The 16766-nt window shown below is 71.3% G+C and carries 8 protein-coding genes and 1 tRNA gene; 4 read left to right on the top strand and 5 right to left on the bottom strand.

What is annotated here, in order from left to right:
* Window positions 1-4 precede the first annotated feature (4 nt).
* Window positions 5-2002 carry a methyl-accepting chemotaxis protein gene (locus AC07OQ_RS21775; protein ID WP_495055232.1) on the top strand — a complete coding sequence of 666 codons (1998 nt, stop codon included), beginning with the start codon at window positions 5-7 and terminating at the stop codon, window positions 2000-2002.
* Window positions 2003-2116: 114 nt separating this feature from the next.
* Here AC07OQ_RS21775 and AC07OQ_RS21770 read toward each other — a convergent pair whose 3' ends face one another.
* Complete coding sequence (locus tag AC07OQ_RS21770; RefSeq protein WP_495055231.1) at window positions 2117-4669, bottom strand: ABC transporter permease; 2553 nt, start codon at window positions 4667-4669, stop codon at window positions 2117-2119.
* 74 nt (window positions 4670-4743) lie between these two features.
* Here AC07OQ_RS21770 and AC07OQ_RS21765 point away from each other — a divergent pair, with 74 nt between their 5' ends.
* The 3 genes from AC07OQ_RS21765 (at window position 4744) to AC07OQ_RS21755 (ending at window position 8215) form a co-directional block, all read left to right on the top strand.
* Window positions 4744-6936: a putative bifunctional diguanylate cyclase/phosphodiesterase gene (locus AC07OQ_RS21765; RefSeq protein WP_495055230.1), complete on the top strand. Its 2193-nt coding sequence runs from the start codon at window positions 4744-4746 to the stop codon at window positions 6934-6936.
* Window positions 6937-7009: 73 nt separating this feature from the next.
* Window positions 7010-8128 carry a patatin-like phospholipase family protein gene (locus AC07OQ_RS21760; protein WP_495055229.1) on the top strand — a complete coding sequence of 373 codons (1119 nt, stop codon included), beginning with the start codon at window positions 7010-7012 and terminating at the stop codon, window positions 8126-8128.
* Between the two features lie 13 nt (window positions 8129-8141).
* Window positions 8142-8215: transfer RNA gene (locus tag AC07OQ_RS21755), tRNA-Gly, on the top strand.
* A gap of 327 nt (window positions 8216-8542) precedes the next feature.
* Here the strand turns inward: AC07OQ_RS21755 and AC07OQ_RS21750 are convergent.
* The 4 genes from AC07OQ_RS21750 to AC07OQ_RS21735 form a co-directional block, all read right to left on the bottom strand.
* Window positions 8543-9322 (bottom strand): hypothetical protein, encoded by a 780-nt coding sequence (locus tag AC07OQ_RS21750; RefSeq protein WP_495055228.1) that lies wholly within the window; start codon window positions 9320-9322, stop codon window positions 8543-8545.
* Window positions 9323-9482: 160 nt separating this feature from the next.
* Window positions 9483-10433 (bottom strand): diguanylate cyclase domain-containing protein, encoded by a 951-nt coding sequence (locus AC07OQ_RS21745; RefSeq protein WP_495055227.1) that lies wholly within the window; start codon window positions 10431-10433, stop codon window positions 9483-9485.
* 86 nt (window positions 10434-10519) lie between these two features.
* The gene (locus AC07OQ_RS21740) at window positions 10520-11467 is read right to left on the bottom strand and encodes a diguanylate cyclase domain-containing protein (RefSeq protein ID WP_495055226.1); all 948 of its coding nucleotides are present in this window, start codon (window positions 11465-11467) and stop codon (window positions 10520-10522) included.
* A complete protein-coding gene (locus AC07OQ_RS21735) occupies window positions 11464-16614 on the bottom strand; it encodes a PAS-domain containing protein (RefSeq protein ID WP_495055225.1) in 5151 nt (1716 codons plus the stop codon). Before AC07OQ_RS21735 ends, AC07OQ_RS21740 begins: the two co-directional genes overlap by 4 nt.
* Window positions 16615-16766: the final 152 nt, after the last annotated feature.

The following is a 16766-nucleotide window of genomic DNA, read 5'->3' as shown; positions in this document are numbered from 1 at the left end:
GAAGATGTTCGATTCGATCAAGACCCGTCTGATCGCTTGCTGCGTCGGGGCCGTGCTGGTCGCGCTGACCGTCGTCACGGTGGCCGACTATCTGATCGTGCGCAAGCACACGCGGGCTCAGGTGAATGCCGGCCTGGACGCGCTCGCCACCGCCCATGCCGGCAACATCGCCCAGTGGGTGCGCGGCCAGCGCGACATCGTCGGCGCGCTGACGCCGGTGGCCAAGGCCGCCGAGCCGGTGCCGATGCTGCTGCAGGCGGCCAAGTCGGGGCGCCTGGACACCGCCTATGTCGGCCATGCCGACAAGCGCATCGAGTTCTCCTCGCCGCAGAACCTGCCGCCGGGCTACGACCCGACCGCGCGGCCCTGGTACCAGCAGGCCGCCGCGGCCGGCGGCGTGATCATCACCGAGCCCTATGCCGATGCCGCCACCAAGCGCCTGGTCGTGACCTTCGCGCTGGGCGTCAAGGAGGGCGGCTCGAACGTCGCCGTGGTGGCCACCGACGTGTTCCTGGACGGCGTGGTCGAGACCGTCAAGGCCATCAAGCCGACGCCGTCGGGCTGGGCCTTCCTGCTCACCCGGCAGGGCAAGATCCTGGCCCACCCGAACGCCGCGCTGGCGATGCAGCCCGGCACCGCGCTGAGCCCGCAGTTCGACGCCAAGGCCCTGGAAGCAAGCCTGCGGCCGGGCGCCGGCTGGGTCGAGGCCCGGGTCGGCGAGCAGGCCGTGCTGATGCGCGCCGCCGCGATCGCCGACACCGACTGGGTGCTGGTCACCGCGGCCGACGCGGGCGAGGCCCTGGCCTCGCTGAGCTCCCTGGTCAACACCTCGGTGGTGGCGCTGATCGTCGTGATGCTCGCGGCCGGCCTGCTGGTGGCCGGCCTGGTCAGCGCGATGCTGCGCGGCCTGGACAAGGTGCGCGCCGCGCTCGACGAGATCAGCGCCGGCGACGGCGACCTGACCCAGCGCCTGCCGGTGAGCGGCCGCGACGAGATCACGCGCATCGCCCGCGCCTTCAACGCCTTTGCCGAGAAGATCCAGCGCATCATGCTGGACGTGCGCAGCGCCACCGGCTCGATCACCACCGCCTCCAGCGAGATCGCGATCGGCGCGCAGGACCTGTCGCAGCGCACCGAGCAGACCGCGTCCAATCTGCAGCAGGCCGCCTCCTCGATGGAGCATCTGACCGGCACCGTGCGCCAGACCGCCGACGCGGCCCAGACCGCCAACCAGCTGGCCTCCGGCGCCTCGGCCGCGGCCGCCCGCGGCGGCGCGGTGGTGGGCCAGGTGGTGGCCACGATGGACGAGATCAACGCGAGCTCGAAGAAGATCGGCGACATCATCGGCACGATCGACGGCATCGCCTTCCAGACCAACATCCTGGCGCTGAACGCCGCGGTGGAAGCGGCGCGCGCCGGCGAGCAGGGCCGCGGCTTCGCGGTGGTGGCCGGCGAGGTGCGCACCCTGGCACAGCGCAGCGCCGAGGCGGCCAAGGAGATCAAGGGCCTGATCGGCGCCAGCGTCGAGCGCGTCGAGGCCGGCTCGCGCCTGGTGCAGGAGGCGGGCAGCTCGATGGGCGAGATCGTCGCCAGCGTGCAGCGCGTCACCGACATCATCGGCGAGATCACCGCCGCCGCCGCCGAGCAGAGCGACGGCATCGGTCAGGTCAATGTGGCCGTCACCCAGCTCGACCAGATGACCCAGCAGAACGCCGCGCTGGTGGAGGAATCCGCCGCCGCCGCCGAGAGCCTGAAGGACCAGGCCCACAGGCTGGGCGAGGTGGTGTCGGTGTTCCGCCTGAGCCAGGAAGCGCCGCGCGCCGCCGCGCCGGCGATGGCACCGCGGCCCGCAAGCCCGGCGGCGCACAAGCCCGCTGCGGCAGCGGCGCCCAAGGCAGCGGCAGCCGCGCGCCCCGCCGCGGCACCGAAGCCCGCGGCCGCCCCGGCCCCTCGCGCCTCCGCCCCGCGCGCCGAGGCCGAGGGCGACTGGGAAACCTTCTAAGCAAGGAGCGCCCCGCAGGGGCGCGACATCTCCAGCGAAGCCCGACGATCCGGCTTTGCCGGTCGTACGGGCTCGCCCCCTTGAGGGGGCCGGCGCAGCCGGTAGGGGGTGGGCCTAGTTCGTGTCGGCCTCGCGCAAGGTCGCGACCACCGGGCGCTGCAGCACGCCGCGCAGGCCCCACCAGCCCGCCGCCTGGGCCAGCAGCGCGCCGGCCGCGCCGCTGGCCAGCGGCACCCAGGCGCTGCCCTGCCATTCGAAGTTGAAGACATAGCGCGCCAGCAGGCTGGAGATCAGCAGGGCCACCAGGCCGGCCAGCACGCCGGCCAGCGTGCCCACGCCGAGCAGCTCGGCGCGCTGCACCTGGGCCAGCAGGCCGCGGCCCGCGCCCAGGGCGCGCATCAGGCCGAACTCGCGGGTGCGCGCCTCGCGCGTGCTGCTGACCGCGCTGAGCAACACCACCAGACCGGTGGCCAGGGTGAAGGCGAACAGGAACTGCACCGCCTGTATCACCTGGCCCAGCACCCGCTGGATCTGCTCGATCTGCGCCGACACGTCGACATTGGTGATGTTCGGGAACTCGTGGCTCAGGCGCCGGTCCAGTTCGCCGGCCGCGGCGCCCGGCGGCACGCGGAAGGCCGAGATATAGGTGGCCGGCAGTTCGGGCATGGCCGCGCGCGGATAGAGCACGAAGAAGTTGACCCGCATCGAGCTCCAGTCCACCTTGCGCAGGCTGCTGATCCGCGCCTCCACCAGGCTGCCGGCAATGTCGAAGCGCAGGCGGTCGCCGAGCTTCAGGCCCAGCTGCTTGGCCAGCCCCTCCTCGACGCTCAGCCCGTCGCGCTCCTCGGACTGCCAGCGACCGCCCACCAGTTGGTTGTGCCCCGGCAGCTCGGCGCTGTGGCTCAGGTTGAACTCGCGCTCCACCAGGCGCTGCGCGCGCTCCTCGGTGTATTGCTTGGGCGAGACCGCGCGGTCGTTGACCGCCACCAGGCGGCCGCGGATCATCGGATACCAGTCATAGCCCTGCACGTCCGCGGCCCGCAGCTGCTGCTGGAAGGCCTCGCCCTGGTCCGGCTGGATGTTGATCACGAAGCGGTTGGGCGCGTCGGCCGGGCTGGCGGCGCGCCAGCTGGCGATCAGGTCGGTGCGCAGCAGCACCAGCAGCACCAGGGCCAGCAGGCCCACCGCCAGCGCCGAGACCTGCACTACCGCGAACACCGGACGCGCCGCCACCTGGCGCGTCGCCAGCAGCAGCCAGCGCGGCGCCGCCACCGCACCGTTGACCGACAGCGGCACCAGGCGGCGCAGCAGCAGCACCGCGCCATAGGCCAGCAGCGCGAACAGCGCCAGCGCCGCGCCGAAGCCGCCGGCCGCGATCAGGCCCAGCAGCGGGTCGGCCGACAGCGCCACCAGGATGGCCGCGAAGCCCAGCACGCCGGCCGACAGCACCAGCAGCGAGCCCGCCTTCAGGCTGCCCAGATCGCGCCGCATCACCCGCAGCGCCGGCACGCTGGCCAGCTGCAGCACCGGCGGCAGGCCGAAGCCCAGCAGCAGGCACATGCCCAGACCCAGGCCCAGGCCCACCGGCCAGAAGCCGGCGGACGGCAGGTCCACCTCGATCAGGCCGGACAGCAGGGCCACGAAGCCGTAGTGCAACGCAAAGCCCAGCAGCACGCCCACCAGGCTGGCCAGCAGGCCCACGCAACCGAACTCCAGCCCGTAGGCCCAGGCGATGCGCCGCTGCGGCTGGCCCAGCACGCGCAGCATCGCGCAGTCGTCCAGATGGCGCGCCGCGAAATCGCGCGCCGCCAGCGCCACGGCCACCGCGGCCAGCAGCGCCGACAGCATGGCCACCAGGTTCAGGAACTTGCCGGCCCGGTCCAGGGTCTGGCTCATCTCCGGCCGGCCGCCCTCCAGCGATTCCAGCCGCACGCCGCGCAGACCGCCCGTCTCGATCATCCGCGCCGCCTGCTGCTCGAAGCGGCGCAGCGCCGCGACCCGCCCGGCCGGCGCCACCACCGCCAGGCGGTAGCTGAGCCGGCTGGCGGGCTGCACCAGGCCGGTGGCGGCCAGATCGGCCTGGGCCAGCATCACGCGCGGCGCGAAGGCCAGGAAGCCGGCCCCGCGGTCCGGCTCGGTGCGGATCACGCCGGCGATGCGCAGGCGGGATTCGCCCAGCAGCAGCGCGTCGCCGGGTTTCAGGCCCAGGCTGTCCAGCACCGCCGCGTCGGCCCAGACCTCGCCGGCGGCCGGCGCGCCGACCTCGCGCCCGTCGGCCAGCAGCACGCGGCCGCGCAGCGGATAGGCCGCGCCGACCGCCTTCACCGCCACCAGCCGGCTGGCGCCGCCCTGCTCGTCCGGCGCCCGCGCCATGCTGGGGAAGCTGGCGCTGGCCACCATGTCCAGACCTTCGGCGCGCGCCAGCGCGCTCAGCGCCGTCGGCGTGGCCTGATCGCTGACCACCACCGCATCGCCGCCCAGCAGCTGGGCCGCGTCGCGCTTCAGCCCCTGCTCCAGCCGGTCGGACAGAAAGCCCACCGCGCACAGGGCCGCCACCGCCAGCGCCACGGCCAGCACCAGCAGGCGCAACTCGCCGGCGCGCCAGTCGCGCCACAGCTGGCGCCAGGCCAGCACCAGCACCGAAGGAGGATTTGCTTGCATCTTCATGGCGCCGACTGTAAGACACTGCGGCTTGCCGCTTCCCCACTCAAGAATTCGCGCCGCGCGCCGATACGAACTTGATGCCCTACCTGATTCCCAGTTACGACCTCTGGATCGTGGCCGCCTCCGTGCTGATCGCCGGTTTCGCCTCCTATGTGACCCTCGATCTGGCCAAGCGGGTGCGCACCCAGGAGCGCCGGGCCGCGCGCGCCTGGTGGCTGGGCGGCTCGCTGGCGATGGGCTCGGGCATCTGGTCCATGCACTTCGTCGGCATGCTGGCCTACAGCCTGCCGATCGAGCTGGGCTACACGGCCGGCCTGACCCTGCTGTCCTGGGTGGCGGCGGTGGCGGTATCGGCACTGGCGCTGTGGATCGCCGCGAGCGGCTCGCTGACCAAGATCCGGCTGGCCGGCGGCGCGCTGGCCATGGGCGCCGGCATCTGCGCGATGCACTACACCGGCATGGCCGCGCTGGAGCTGCAGCCCGGCATCGTCTGGGACTGGGTCTGGGTAGCGGCCTCGGCGCTGATCGCCGTGGGCGCGTCGGCGGCGGCGCTGCTGATTTTCTTCTGGCTGCGCAGCGTCGATGCACGCCGCAGCGTCCTCTACCAGGCCGCCGCCGCGCTGGTGATGGGCCTGGCGATCGCCGGCATGCATTACACCGGCATGGCCGCCGCCCAGGTGCAGGCCGGCAGCCTGTGCCTGAGCGCCGGCCAGCTGGGCGGCGCCCAGCTGGGCCAGTTCGTGATGCTGGCCACCTTCGCGCTGCTGGCCATGACCCTGCTGACCTCCACCCTGGACGCCCGCATGCAGAGCCGCACGGCCACGCTGGCGGCCTCGCTGCAGAGCGCCAACCAGGAGCTGCAGCGCCGCGCCTTCCTGGATCCGCTGACCGAGCTGCCGAACCGGCTGCTGCTGGAGGACCGGCTGGAACATGCGCTGGCGCGCGTCGGCGCGCGCGACAAGGACGCCCTCCCATCGCCCGCGGTATCGCGCTCCGAGCGCAGCAGCGACCGCCAGGGCCGGCAGAACCCGCTGGTTCCGCGGATTGCCCTGCTCTTCATCGACCTGGACGGTTTCAAGCCGATCAACGACTCGCTGGGCCACGCGGCCGGCGACAAGGTGCTGCAGGCGGTGGCGCGGCGCCTGCTGGCCCTGGTGCGCGAGAGCGACACGGTGGCCCGCCTGGGCGGCGACGAGTTCGTGCTGCTGCTGGAGGACGTTGCCGACGTGGCCGCCTGCGCGGCGCTGGCGCACCGCCTGGTCCAGGCCCTGGCCGAGCCCATCGTGCTGGGCGGCAAGCCCCAGCATGTCAGCGCCTCGGTCGGCATCGCCGTCTACCCCGAGCATGGCCCGGGCGAGCGCCTGATGGGCAACGCCGACACCGCGATGTACGCGGCCAAGCGCGCCGGCGGCAATACCTATGTGGTGTTCCAGAGCCATATGGACGCCGGCGCCAGCGAGCAGCTGACCCTGCAGAACGACCTGCGCGACGCCCTGCAGCGTGGCCAGCTGACCCTGCACTACCAGCCCAAGTTCGACAGCCGGCGCTCCCAGTTGCGGGGCGTCGAGGCCCTGCTGCGCTGGCAGCACCCGACCCTGGGCGCGGTGGCGCCGGCGGTCTTCATCCCGGTGGCCGAGCGCTTCGGCCTGATCAACACCCTCGGCGCCTGGGTCATCGAGGAGGCCTGCCGGCAGATGCGCGCCTGGATCGACCAGGGCCTGCGCATGCGGGTGGCGATCAACCTCTCGGTGCACCAGCTGCGCCAGCCCGAGCTGGCCCAGCGCGTCGCGGCGGCGTTGAAGCGCAACCGCGTCGACGCCGCGATGCTGCTGTGCGAGATCACCGAGTCGGTGGCGATGGAGGACATCGCGGCCACCCAGCGCACCTTCGACGAGCTGGCGCGCATCGGCGTGTTCCTGTCGATCGACGATTTCGGCACCGGCTATTCCAGCCTGGCCTATCTGCGCCAGCTGCCGGCGCGCCAGCTCAAGATCGACCGCAGCTTCATCCAGGACCTGGAAGACAGCGCCGACGCCCGCGCCGTGGTCGATGCCGTGATCAAGCTGGCCCATGCCCTGGATCTGTCGGTGGTGGCCGAGGGGGTCGAAACCACCGGTCAGCGCGACATCCTGCAAGGTCTGGACTGCGACGAGCTGCAGGGCTACCTGTTTGCCAAGGCCATGCCGGCCCAGCAGCTGCTGGACTGGGCGGCAGGCAAGAAGCCGGCCGACGTGCCGGAGTTCTCCCACTCGATGTTCATCGAGGAATAGGCCGGCGGCCGGGGGCTGATCGCGCCGGCCCGGCAGCTGGCAAAGAAGGACCGAGCGGTTAAGCTCGGGCCCCATGGCCTCTGCAAATGAAAGCAACAAGCCCCCCGGACAGCTGGTCCTCGTGCTGCAGGGCGGCGGCGCCTTGGGCGCCTACCAGCTGGGCGTCTACGAGGCCCTGCACGAGGCCGGCCTGGAACCCGACTGGGTGGTGGGCACCTCGATCGGTGCAATCAACGGCGCCGTGATCGCCGGCAATGCGCCGGCCGACCGGCTGCACAAGCTGCAGGCCTTCTGGGACCTGATCGCCCAGGACGGCCACTGGGGCCAGGTCTTGAGCAACTGGGGCATGCTGACCCGCGGCATCCCGGGCTTCTTCGCACCCGGCGCCGGCAGCCTCTACGGCCCCTATGCATCGCTGGGGCTGGACCGTGCCGCCTATTACGACACCGCACCGCTGCGCGCCACGCTCGCCCGCCTGGTTGATTTCGAGCGCCTGGCCGGCGCCGCGGGCGGCACGCGGCTGACGGTGGGCTGTGTCAGCGCCTGCCGCGGCGAGATGAACTACTTCGACAGCCGCGACGGCGCCCTGCTGCCGGAACACATCATGGCCTCCGGCGCGCTGCCGCCGGCCTTCCCGGCCGTGCGCATCGACGGCGAACCCTTCTGGGACGGCGGCATCTACTCCAACACCCCGCTGGAATGCGTGCTCGATGACAAGCCGCGACGCGACTCGACGATCTTCTCCGTCCATCTGTGGGACCCGGCCGGCCCCGAGCCCGACAGCATCTGGGAGGTCGGCAACCGGCAGAAGGACATCCAGTACGCCAGCCGCGTCGACAGCCACCTGGCGCGCCAGCAGCAGATCCACCATCTGCGCCACATCATCCGCGAGCTGGGCCGCCAGCTCAGCCCCGAGCAGCGCCGCCGGCCGGAGGTGCGCGAACTGACCGCCTGGGGCTGCGGCACGCAGATGCATGTGCTGCGCCTGATGGCGCCGCGCCTGACCGGCGAGGACCAGACCAAGGACATGGATTTCCGCGCCGCCAGCATCGCCGAGCGCCGCGCCGCCGGCCTGGCGGACACCCGCAACGCGCTGAGCAAGCGCCCCTGGGCCGCACCGCAGGACCCGAGCGAAGGCGTGCATGTGCACGACTGCAAGCGGAGCCGGCCCGGCCCCGCAAAGAGACGCTAGAATTCGGCGCGCTGCGGGTGTAGTTCAATGGTAGAACTTCAGCTTCCCAAGCTGACTACGTGGGTTCGATTCCCATCACCCGCTCCACATTTCCGCAAGTGACTGAAGCCAAAGCAGTTTCTGTCGCTCGGCCGCCCCTGATACGGCGCACTCATACAAGGAGTGCCCATGAGCTGCATCAGTCGGCGGTTCGGGACGGCCCGAGCCATGGTCTTTCGGTGAGGCGCCGTCGTTTCCGGTCGAGCGTCGTCATGCCCAAGCGGGCCAAGCCTGGAGGGCCGGCGACGGGCAAGGCAGCAGGTTCACGGGGCCATTGCACCGACAAAACGCATGCATCGCTGCGCAGTGATCGGAATTGATCATGTCGCGTTGATGCGGGTTTCGACACCCATCACCGGCGCCATCGCCGAATGCTCAACTTCCCTTCTCGACCAGAGAGGCCAGGCGAACCTCCCCTGCGGGGATCTCGACCTTGACCCAGAGCTGGTAGTTCTTGCCCACGGTGAGGCATTGGCGACTCTCGATGACGGCCAGCTTGGGGGCCTCGGCTCCCCCTCGAACCAGGGCCTTCATCGTGTGGAGGCCCGAAGGTTTGAAGTCTTCCTGCCGGAGGACCGCGCAGCCGACCTCATCCACAACCACGGCATCCTGACGCAGGCGAACGGTCTTCAAGGCCGAGACCGCGGCCGGGCGGTCAACGGGATCAATCGACGGCAGCGTCATCTTGATCGCCGCGCCGTCTTCGCCCACCAGCCCGTACATCAGCCAGCCTTCATGGGGCACGACGCTTTCGAGCCCGGCCTTTCGCCCCACCGTCTCGATCGTTTTCACCTGCGTTTTCAGGGCACCTTTGCCGTCGGCAAGAAATTTCCTGACCGTTTCGATTTCGGCCTGGAGGTCCGTCCTTCCTGAACTGCTGGCCAAGGCTGCGGCCAGGGTCGCTTCGGCCTTCGCCAGGGCCTCGGCAATGCCGACGGCATCCGAGGACGCCTGGGCCATTTTCAGTTTGACGAAGGGTAGCGAGATCTCCTCGACCGCGAATCCGTACTCGTTGAGCTTCTTTCGCGCCCAGGGAGGGTCGGCAATCGCCGCGACCCCGGCGCCAATCAGGGCGATGACGCAGACCAGCTTGGTCGCTTCAGCAATGAACGTGATGACCTTCGAGGCCCTCTCGACATGATCGGTAATTGCCATCGCCGCTGCTCCCCTCTCCTTAGGTGCTCGGCAGCTTAGCTGCGCCCGTCGGCCGGCACAACGAGGGGTCCCACCACATGAAGAACCCTCCGCTCAACGGCATCGGTGAAGCGAGCCGGATGCGTGGCGGGCGCCGCCGGCGGCCCGCCCCATCGGCCGCTCACAGCGCAGCCAGCACCGCCCGCGCCCGCCCCTGCATCTTGGCCTCGGCCAAGCGGCTGCCAGCGGCATGCAGCAGCAGCTCGCAGTCATGGCGTGCCCCGGGCACACAGACCGTGCCGCCCAGGCTGATGCTCAGCACATCGGCCGCGTCCGAGTGCATATGCGGGCTGCGCAGCGCGCGCACCGAGGCCTCCAGCAGCTGGGCCGTTGCCTGCGCCCCATCCAGATCGGTCTCGGGCAACAGCACCGCGAAGCACCGCGCGCCATAGCGGCACAGCAGGTCGCCGGGGCGTTTGAGCGTGCTGCGCAGCGCCAGCGCCACACCGCGCAAGGCATCATCGCCGGCCGGCCGGCCGTAATGCTCGTTGTAGCGTTCGAGGAAGTCCACATCCGCCAGCAGCACGGCCAGCGGTCCGCCGCTGCGGCGCGCGCGGCGCAGCTCGGCATCGAAGCGGTCGTCGAAGAAGGGTTTGTTGGGCAGGCCGGTCAGCCCGTCGACATAGGCCGTCTGGCTCAGCAGCTCCGCCTGCAGCTTGAGTCGCAGATGGGCCTGCACGCGCAAGCGCGCAAGCTCGCCATTGACGGGCTTGCCCAGGCAGTCGAGGGCGCCGCAGGCCAAGGCCCGGCTCTCGGCGGCCAAATCCTGGCGGTCGCCCAGCAGGATCACCGGTGTGCCGGCCAAGCGCTCGTCGGCGCCGATGCGAGCGCACAGCGCGGCGCCATCCTGGCCCGCGCGCTGCAGGTCCAGCAGCATCAGGTCGGGCAGTTCGGCCAGCGCCAGCGCCAGCGCCTGCTCGGCCCCCTGAGCCATCAGGATGCGGCCGTCGGCCGCGAACAGCAGTTGCAGGGCCTGCGCATCGGGGGCCTCATCGGCGGCGACCAGCAGACAAGGGGGTCGGCCCAACAAGGCCCGCAGTTCGGCGTTGGCGTCTTGCTTGTCCTGGCTCATTTGCGGCCCTCCCCTAGCTGACCCGCACGGAGTATTGCAGACCGCCCCGCTCCGGAAGCCCCCCCAAGTGAAGGTGGCGGCCCGGCCTACAGCGCCGCCAGCAGGGCCCGCGCCCGGCCCCGGGCCTTGGCCTCATAGAGCTGGCGATCGGCGCATGCCAGCATCTCCGCGCCATCGTCCGTGGCGCCCGGCACCCCCACCACGCCGCCCAGGCTGATCGTCAGCACCGGGGCTGCGGCGGAGTTCGCGTGCGGCAGGCCCAGTCCCCGCACCGCCCGCTCAAGCTGGTCGGCCACCTCTTGCGCACCATCCCGGTCGGTTTCGGGCAGCAGCACCGCGAACTCCTCGCCGCCGTATCGGCACGGCAGATCGCCGGGGCGCTTGAGCGCGCTGCGCAGCGCCAGCGCCACGCTGCGCAGCGCATCATCGCCGGCCAGATGGCCGTAGTGGTCGTTGTAGTTCTTGAAAAAGTCTACGTCCACCAGCAGCACCGCCAGCGGCTGGGCGTTGCGCCGCGCGCGCTGCAGCTCGGCTTCGAAACGCTCGTCGAAACAGCGGCGGTTGTACAGGCTGGTCAGCCCGTCGATGAAGGCCAGTTGGCGCAGCACATCGGACTGCAGCTTCAGGGTCAGGTGGGTATGAACACGCGCACGCACCACGGCCGGATTGAAGGGCTTGCTGATGAAGTCCACCGCCCCCTCCGACAAGCCGCGGGTCTCGGCCTCGGCATCCTGATGGGCGGTGACGAAGATCACCGGCACATGGGCCAGCGCCGCCAGCGCCGGATCGCTCTTGAGCCGACGACAGACGGCGAAACCGTCCAGGCCGGGCATCTGCACGTCCAGCAGCATCAGGTCGGGCGGCTGCTCCAGCGCCAGCGCCAGCGCGGCCTCGCCGCCGGTGGCCATGAAGACCTGGCAGTCGGCCGCGAACACCTGGTGCAGGGCCTGGATGTTCAGCGGCTGGTCGTCCACCAGCAGCAGCCGCGGCCGACGCCCGAGCAGCGCGTCCAGGTCGAATGCGTTATCTCTCATGACGGCAGGTCTCCCAGCAATTGCGCGCAGTATTGCAGAGCGCCCTTGAAGTCGAGCCCGGCCATGGCCTCGTCCAGCGGCTCCAGCTCAAGCGCGCCGCCCTGGCCGCGGCGCAGGGTCTCCAATGCCTCGAGCGCCGCCATGTCGGAGCGGCGCAGCAGATCCATCAGCGCGCCCAGCTCGGCGCGTGCCGCGGCGACGTCCGGCGGCCGCTCGGCGGCCGCGGCCTCGCCCGGCGGCGCGTTCAGGGCCGCGGCGGCGGCGAGCAGCGCCTCGCAGCCCTGCTCGATGGCGGCGCTCAGTCCGTCGACCCACACCCCATCCGGCGGCGCGCCCGCCTGCAGGCCCTGCTCCCCCTGGCGCGCCAGCTCGGCCAGGCGTTCGGCCCCCAGCGTCGCGGCCAGGCCCTTGAAGGTGTGCAGCGCGGCCGCCGCACCGGCCTGGTCGCCGGCCGTCAGCCGGGCGCGCAGCTCCGGCGGCAGCGCCCGGGCCTGGGTCGCGAAGGAGCGGCTCATGCGCTCCAGCAGCGCCGTCTTGCCCATCAGGCGGTGCAGGGCAGCGCGCAGATCCAGGCCCGCGGCCCGGGCCTGGATCTGCAACTCCTCCGGCACGCTCGCGCCGGCCCCGGACCGCCGCGGCCGAGCCGCGCGGCCGACGCGGCGGCTGATCACTTCGACCAGGTGATCGATCTCGAAGGGCTTGCCGACATGCTCGTCCATGCCGGCCGCGCGGCAGGCCTCCAGGTCGGCATTCATCGCGCTGGCCGTCATCGCGATCACCGGCAGGTGCGCCAGTTCCGGCCGGGCACGGATCGCGCGGGTGGCGGTATAGCCATCCATCACCGGCATCTGCACGTCCATCAGCACCGCGTCGAAGCGCTCGCCGGCCTGCAGCAGATCCAGCGCCTGCCGGCCGTCGCCGGCCAGCACGACGAGCGCGCCCTCGTCCTGCAGCAGCTCCTGCGCCACCTGCTGGTTGTTGGGGTTGTCCTCGACCAGCAGCAGCCGCAGCCCGGCCAGGCGCCGCTGGAGCGGGACCTGGCTCCGAACGCCCGATTCGGCGGCCGGCTCGGGCGGCGGTTCGGCCAGCGGCAGGTGCAGGCTGAAGAAGAACTCGCTGCCCCGCCCCGGGCGGCTGGCCAGCCGCAGCTCGCCGCCCATCATGCGCACCAGGCGCTGGCTGATCGCCAGGCCCAGGCCGGTGCCGCCGAAACGCCGCGTCGTCGAGGCCTCGGCCTGGGTGAAGCCGGCGAAGATCTTGGCCTGGTGCTCGGGGGCGATGCCGATGCCGGTGTCGCTGACGCGGAACTCGACCAGCGCGCTCGCGTTCACCGGCGCCAGCAGGTGCAGGCCCACGCTCACCACGCCCTGGGCGGTGAACTTGAGCGCATTGCCGCCCAGATTGATCAGCACCTGCTGCAGGCGCGGCGCATCGCCCAGCAGGCCGGCCGGCAGCTCCGGGTCGGACTCGAAGCTCAGTTGCAGCGGCTTCGCGCCAAGGTTGGCCTGCAGGATCACCTGCAGCTCCTCGAGCAGCCGCGCGGGCCTGAAGGGCTGCGGGTCCAGCTCCATGCGGCCGGCCTCGATCTTGGAGAAGTCCAGGATGTCGTTCAGCAGCACCAGCAGCGAGCGCGCCGCGCCCTCGGTCTTGCCCGCATAGTCGCGCTGGCGCGCGTCCAGCGGCGTGCGCGAGAGCAGCTTGAGCATGCCCAGGATGGCATTCATCGGCGTGCGGATCTCGTGGCTCATATTGGCCAGGAACTGGCTCTTGGCCGCGTTGGCCTGCTCGGCCACGGCCTTGGCCTCGCGCAGCGAGGCCTCCGCCTCCTTCTGGCGCGTGATGTCGTAGGCCACGGCCAGATAGCCATAGATGCCGCCATCGGCGTCGCGCATCTCGGTAACGACGCGACGCGCCGGAACGCTGCTGCCGTCCTTGCACAGGTAGCTGCATTCCAGCTCGCGCCCGAGCTGCGAGGGATGGATGATCGCGGCGTAGCCGTCGATCGGCTGGCCCAGCTGCGCGGAGACGCGGCGGCCGTAGTCCTCTATCTCCTCCGGCGCAAACAGGTCCGCGGTGCGGCGCCGGCCCACCATTTCCTCGGCCTGGTAGCCCAGCATCAGCTCGGCCCCGCGGTTGAAGACGCTGATCAGGCGCCGCTGGTCGGCCGCGATGATGGCCACCGAGCTGGCCGCGTCCAGCACGGCCCGCAGCATCGCCAGGGTGCGGGCCAGCTCGGCCGCGGCGCGGCGCTGCTCGCTGACATCGGTATAGGTGGTGACGAAGCCGCCGTCGGCCAGCGGCGCGCTGCGCATCTCCAGCACCACGCCGTCGGGGCGGCTGCGCTCCCAGTACTGCGGCGCCTGCTGCGCCGCGCGCACGCGCTCGGCCGCCGCTGCCAGCGCCTGCGCCTCGCTCAGCTCGCCGTTCCAGCCGCGGCGCTGCGTCAGCAGCGCCATGCGCTCCAGCGTCACCGGCGCGTCGGCGAAGAAGGCCTCGTCGAGCTGGTAGAGCTCGGCGTAGCGCTGGTTGTGCAGGGTCAGCCGCTGCCGGGCGTCGTACAGGGTCAGGCCGCAGGGCAGGTTCTGCAGCACCACCCGCATCAGCTCGCTGTCGCGCTGCTGCTCGGCCTCCATGCGCTTGCGTTCGCTGATGTCGACATAGGTGGTGACGAAGCCGCCGCCGGGCGTCGGCGCACCGCGCACCTCCAGCACCACGCCGTTGGGGCGCACGCGCTCGAAATGATGCGGGCTCGGGTGGCGTGCGCGCGCGACCAGGTCCGCGACCATGGCCTCGACGTCGATCTGGCTACCGTACTCGCCGCGCGCCGCGTTGAAGCGGATCAGGTCCTCGAAGCGCACGCCCTCGCCGCGCTCCTCGGCCGCGAACAGGCTGTCGGGCACCTCCAGCAGGCTGCGGAACTGCTGGTTGTGCGCCACCAGGCGCAACTCGGCGTCGAACACGCTGAGCGCGCAGGGCAGATTGTCGAGCACGCTGCGCAGCACCTCGTTGGCGCGCCGCATCGAATCCTCCAGCATGCGCCGCTCGGTGATGTCCTGCAGCGTGCCGTTGATGCGCACCACGCGGCCATGCTCGAACTCCGGCTCGCCGACCGAGCGCACCCAGATGCGCCGGCCGGTTGCGGTGGTCAGGGCCAGCTCCAGGTCGGCGCTCTCGTGCAGCTTGAAGGCGCGCTGCACCGCCGCCTGGATCGCCTGGCGGCCCGCCTCGTCGTAAAAGGACAGCGCCTCCGCCAGGCTCGGCTGGCTCTGCAGCGACAGCTCGTGGATGCGGAAGGTCTGGGCGGTCCAGTGCAGGCTCTGGCTGGGCAGTTCGATCTGCCAGCCGCCGATGCCGGCGATGCGGCCGGCGCGCTCCAGCACCGCCTCGCTGTCGCGCAGTTCCTGCTCGATCAGCTTGCGCTTGCTGATGTCGAGATGGGTGCCGGCCACCCACAGCGGCGCGCCCCCCGGCGCGTAGGCATAGAGTCGGCCGCGCGACAGCACCCAGACCCAATGGCCCAGCTTGTGGCGCACCCGGATCTCCGCCTCGTAGCGCGGCAGTTCGCCGCGCACATGGGCCTGCAGCAGCAACTCGGCGCTCGCCAGGTCATCCGGGTGAGCCAGCCGGATCCAGGTGTCGTAGCTCACCGGCGCCAGCTCGTCCAGGCTGTAGCCGAACATGCCGGCCCAGCGCTCGTCCAGATGCACCTCGTGGGTCTGGACATTCCACTCCCAGGTGCCGGCATCGGTGCCGGCGATGATGTTGGCCAGGCGCTCGCGCTCCTGCCAGAGCTGTTCGGCGGCTTCCTTGCGCTCGGTGATGTCCAGTGCGATCTCGATGAAGCCGGTCAGCCGCCCCTGGGGGTCGTGCAGCGGTTGCAACTCGGTCTCCACCCAGCAGAGCTTGCCATCCTTGCGCCGGTTGACGATCTCCACCCGGCAGCCGCGCCCGGCGGCCACGGCGTCGGCCAGGGTCTGCAGGACGGCCGGGCTGGCCTGGCCGCTGCCCAGCAACTCGGCCGGCGTGCGCCCCAGCGCCTCCTCCGCGCCATAACCGGTGACGCGGGTGAAACCCTCGTTGATCCAGTTGATGCGCAGCTGGGCGTCGGTGCTGAACACCGCATTGGTGGTGCCTTGCGCCACCCGGGCCAGTCGCCGCAGGTCGGCGGTCATCGCGCGGGCCAGGCCTTCCGCCCTCGCCCGCCCGGAGGCCTGCTGCCATACCGCCAGGGCCAGCAGCAGGCTCAGCGGCACCCCGCCCTGCAGCAGCAGCCAGCCATGGCCGCCGGCGCGCTGGCGCTGCTCGAACGCGGGCAAGGAGGCGGTGCGCAGCAGCAGCGTGGTTCCGCCGAAGCTGAAGCGATGCTCGCGTTGCCACAGCGGCTCGCCGCGGCTGCCGGCATGCGAGGCGAACACGAACTGCGCGGGCGTTGCGCTCGGCCCGGTATAGACCTCCAGTTCCACCGAGCCGTCGGCCACCAGGTCCAGGCCCTGGAACAATTCGCGGGCCACGATGGGCGCGTAGACCAGGCCGACCAGGGCCCGAAAGCGCTGAGCATCGTTATGTGGGTCGCTGCCGCGCCGATAGACCGGCACCAGCAGCAGGAAACCCGGGCTCTGCTGCTGGTCCTGCAGCAGGTTCACACGCCCGGTCAGCGTCGCGACGCCGCTGCGGATCGCCCGCTCGATGCCCTCGCGCCGCACCGGCTCCGAGCCGAGGTCATAGCCCCAGGCCGGCAGATTCCGCACCAGGGGCTCGATGTACTTGATGACGTACATATCGCTGGCCTGGCCGGCGCCGCGCAGCTGAAACGCCGGCGCCTCCTCGCGCCGCAGGGCCTCGGCATAGGCCTGGGCCTGGCTGCGCGGCACGCGCTCGATAAAGCCGAACCCGCGGATGCCCGGGAACTCATGCTCCAGATCGCGCGACTCCACATAGTCGCGGAACTCGGCCAGCCTCACCTCGCGGCTGGCCGCATAGACGCCGCGCACGCCGTGCAGGCCGTAGATCGGCGTCTGCAGCCGACGCTGCAACTCAAGGTCGATCCGTTCGGACAGGCGCAGAAACTGCGCCCGGGATTCATCCCGCTCGCGCTGGCTCAGCCACAGGGCCGCCGCCGAGGTCAGCATCAACCCGAACGCGAGCATCAGGCTCGCCATCGCCCAGGGCGGTAGCCACGCCTTCGCCCGGGCCTCTTGTCCCGCCACCCCGCCCGTCCCCTGCATGCGTCCCCCCTGGTCAGCATCCACAAGCATTGGGCCTTCAGTCTAAGCGAGGCCGGGCCTTATGTCGCCCTTCG

This window comes from Roseateles sp. GW821-FHT09B06, assembly GCF_059418245.1.
The sequence above is the reverse complement of the archived record's forward strand: the minus strand, read 5'-3'. Positions and strand labels throughout refer to the sequence as shown.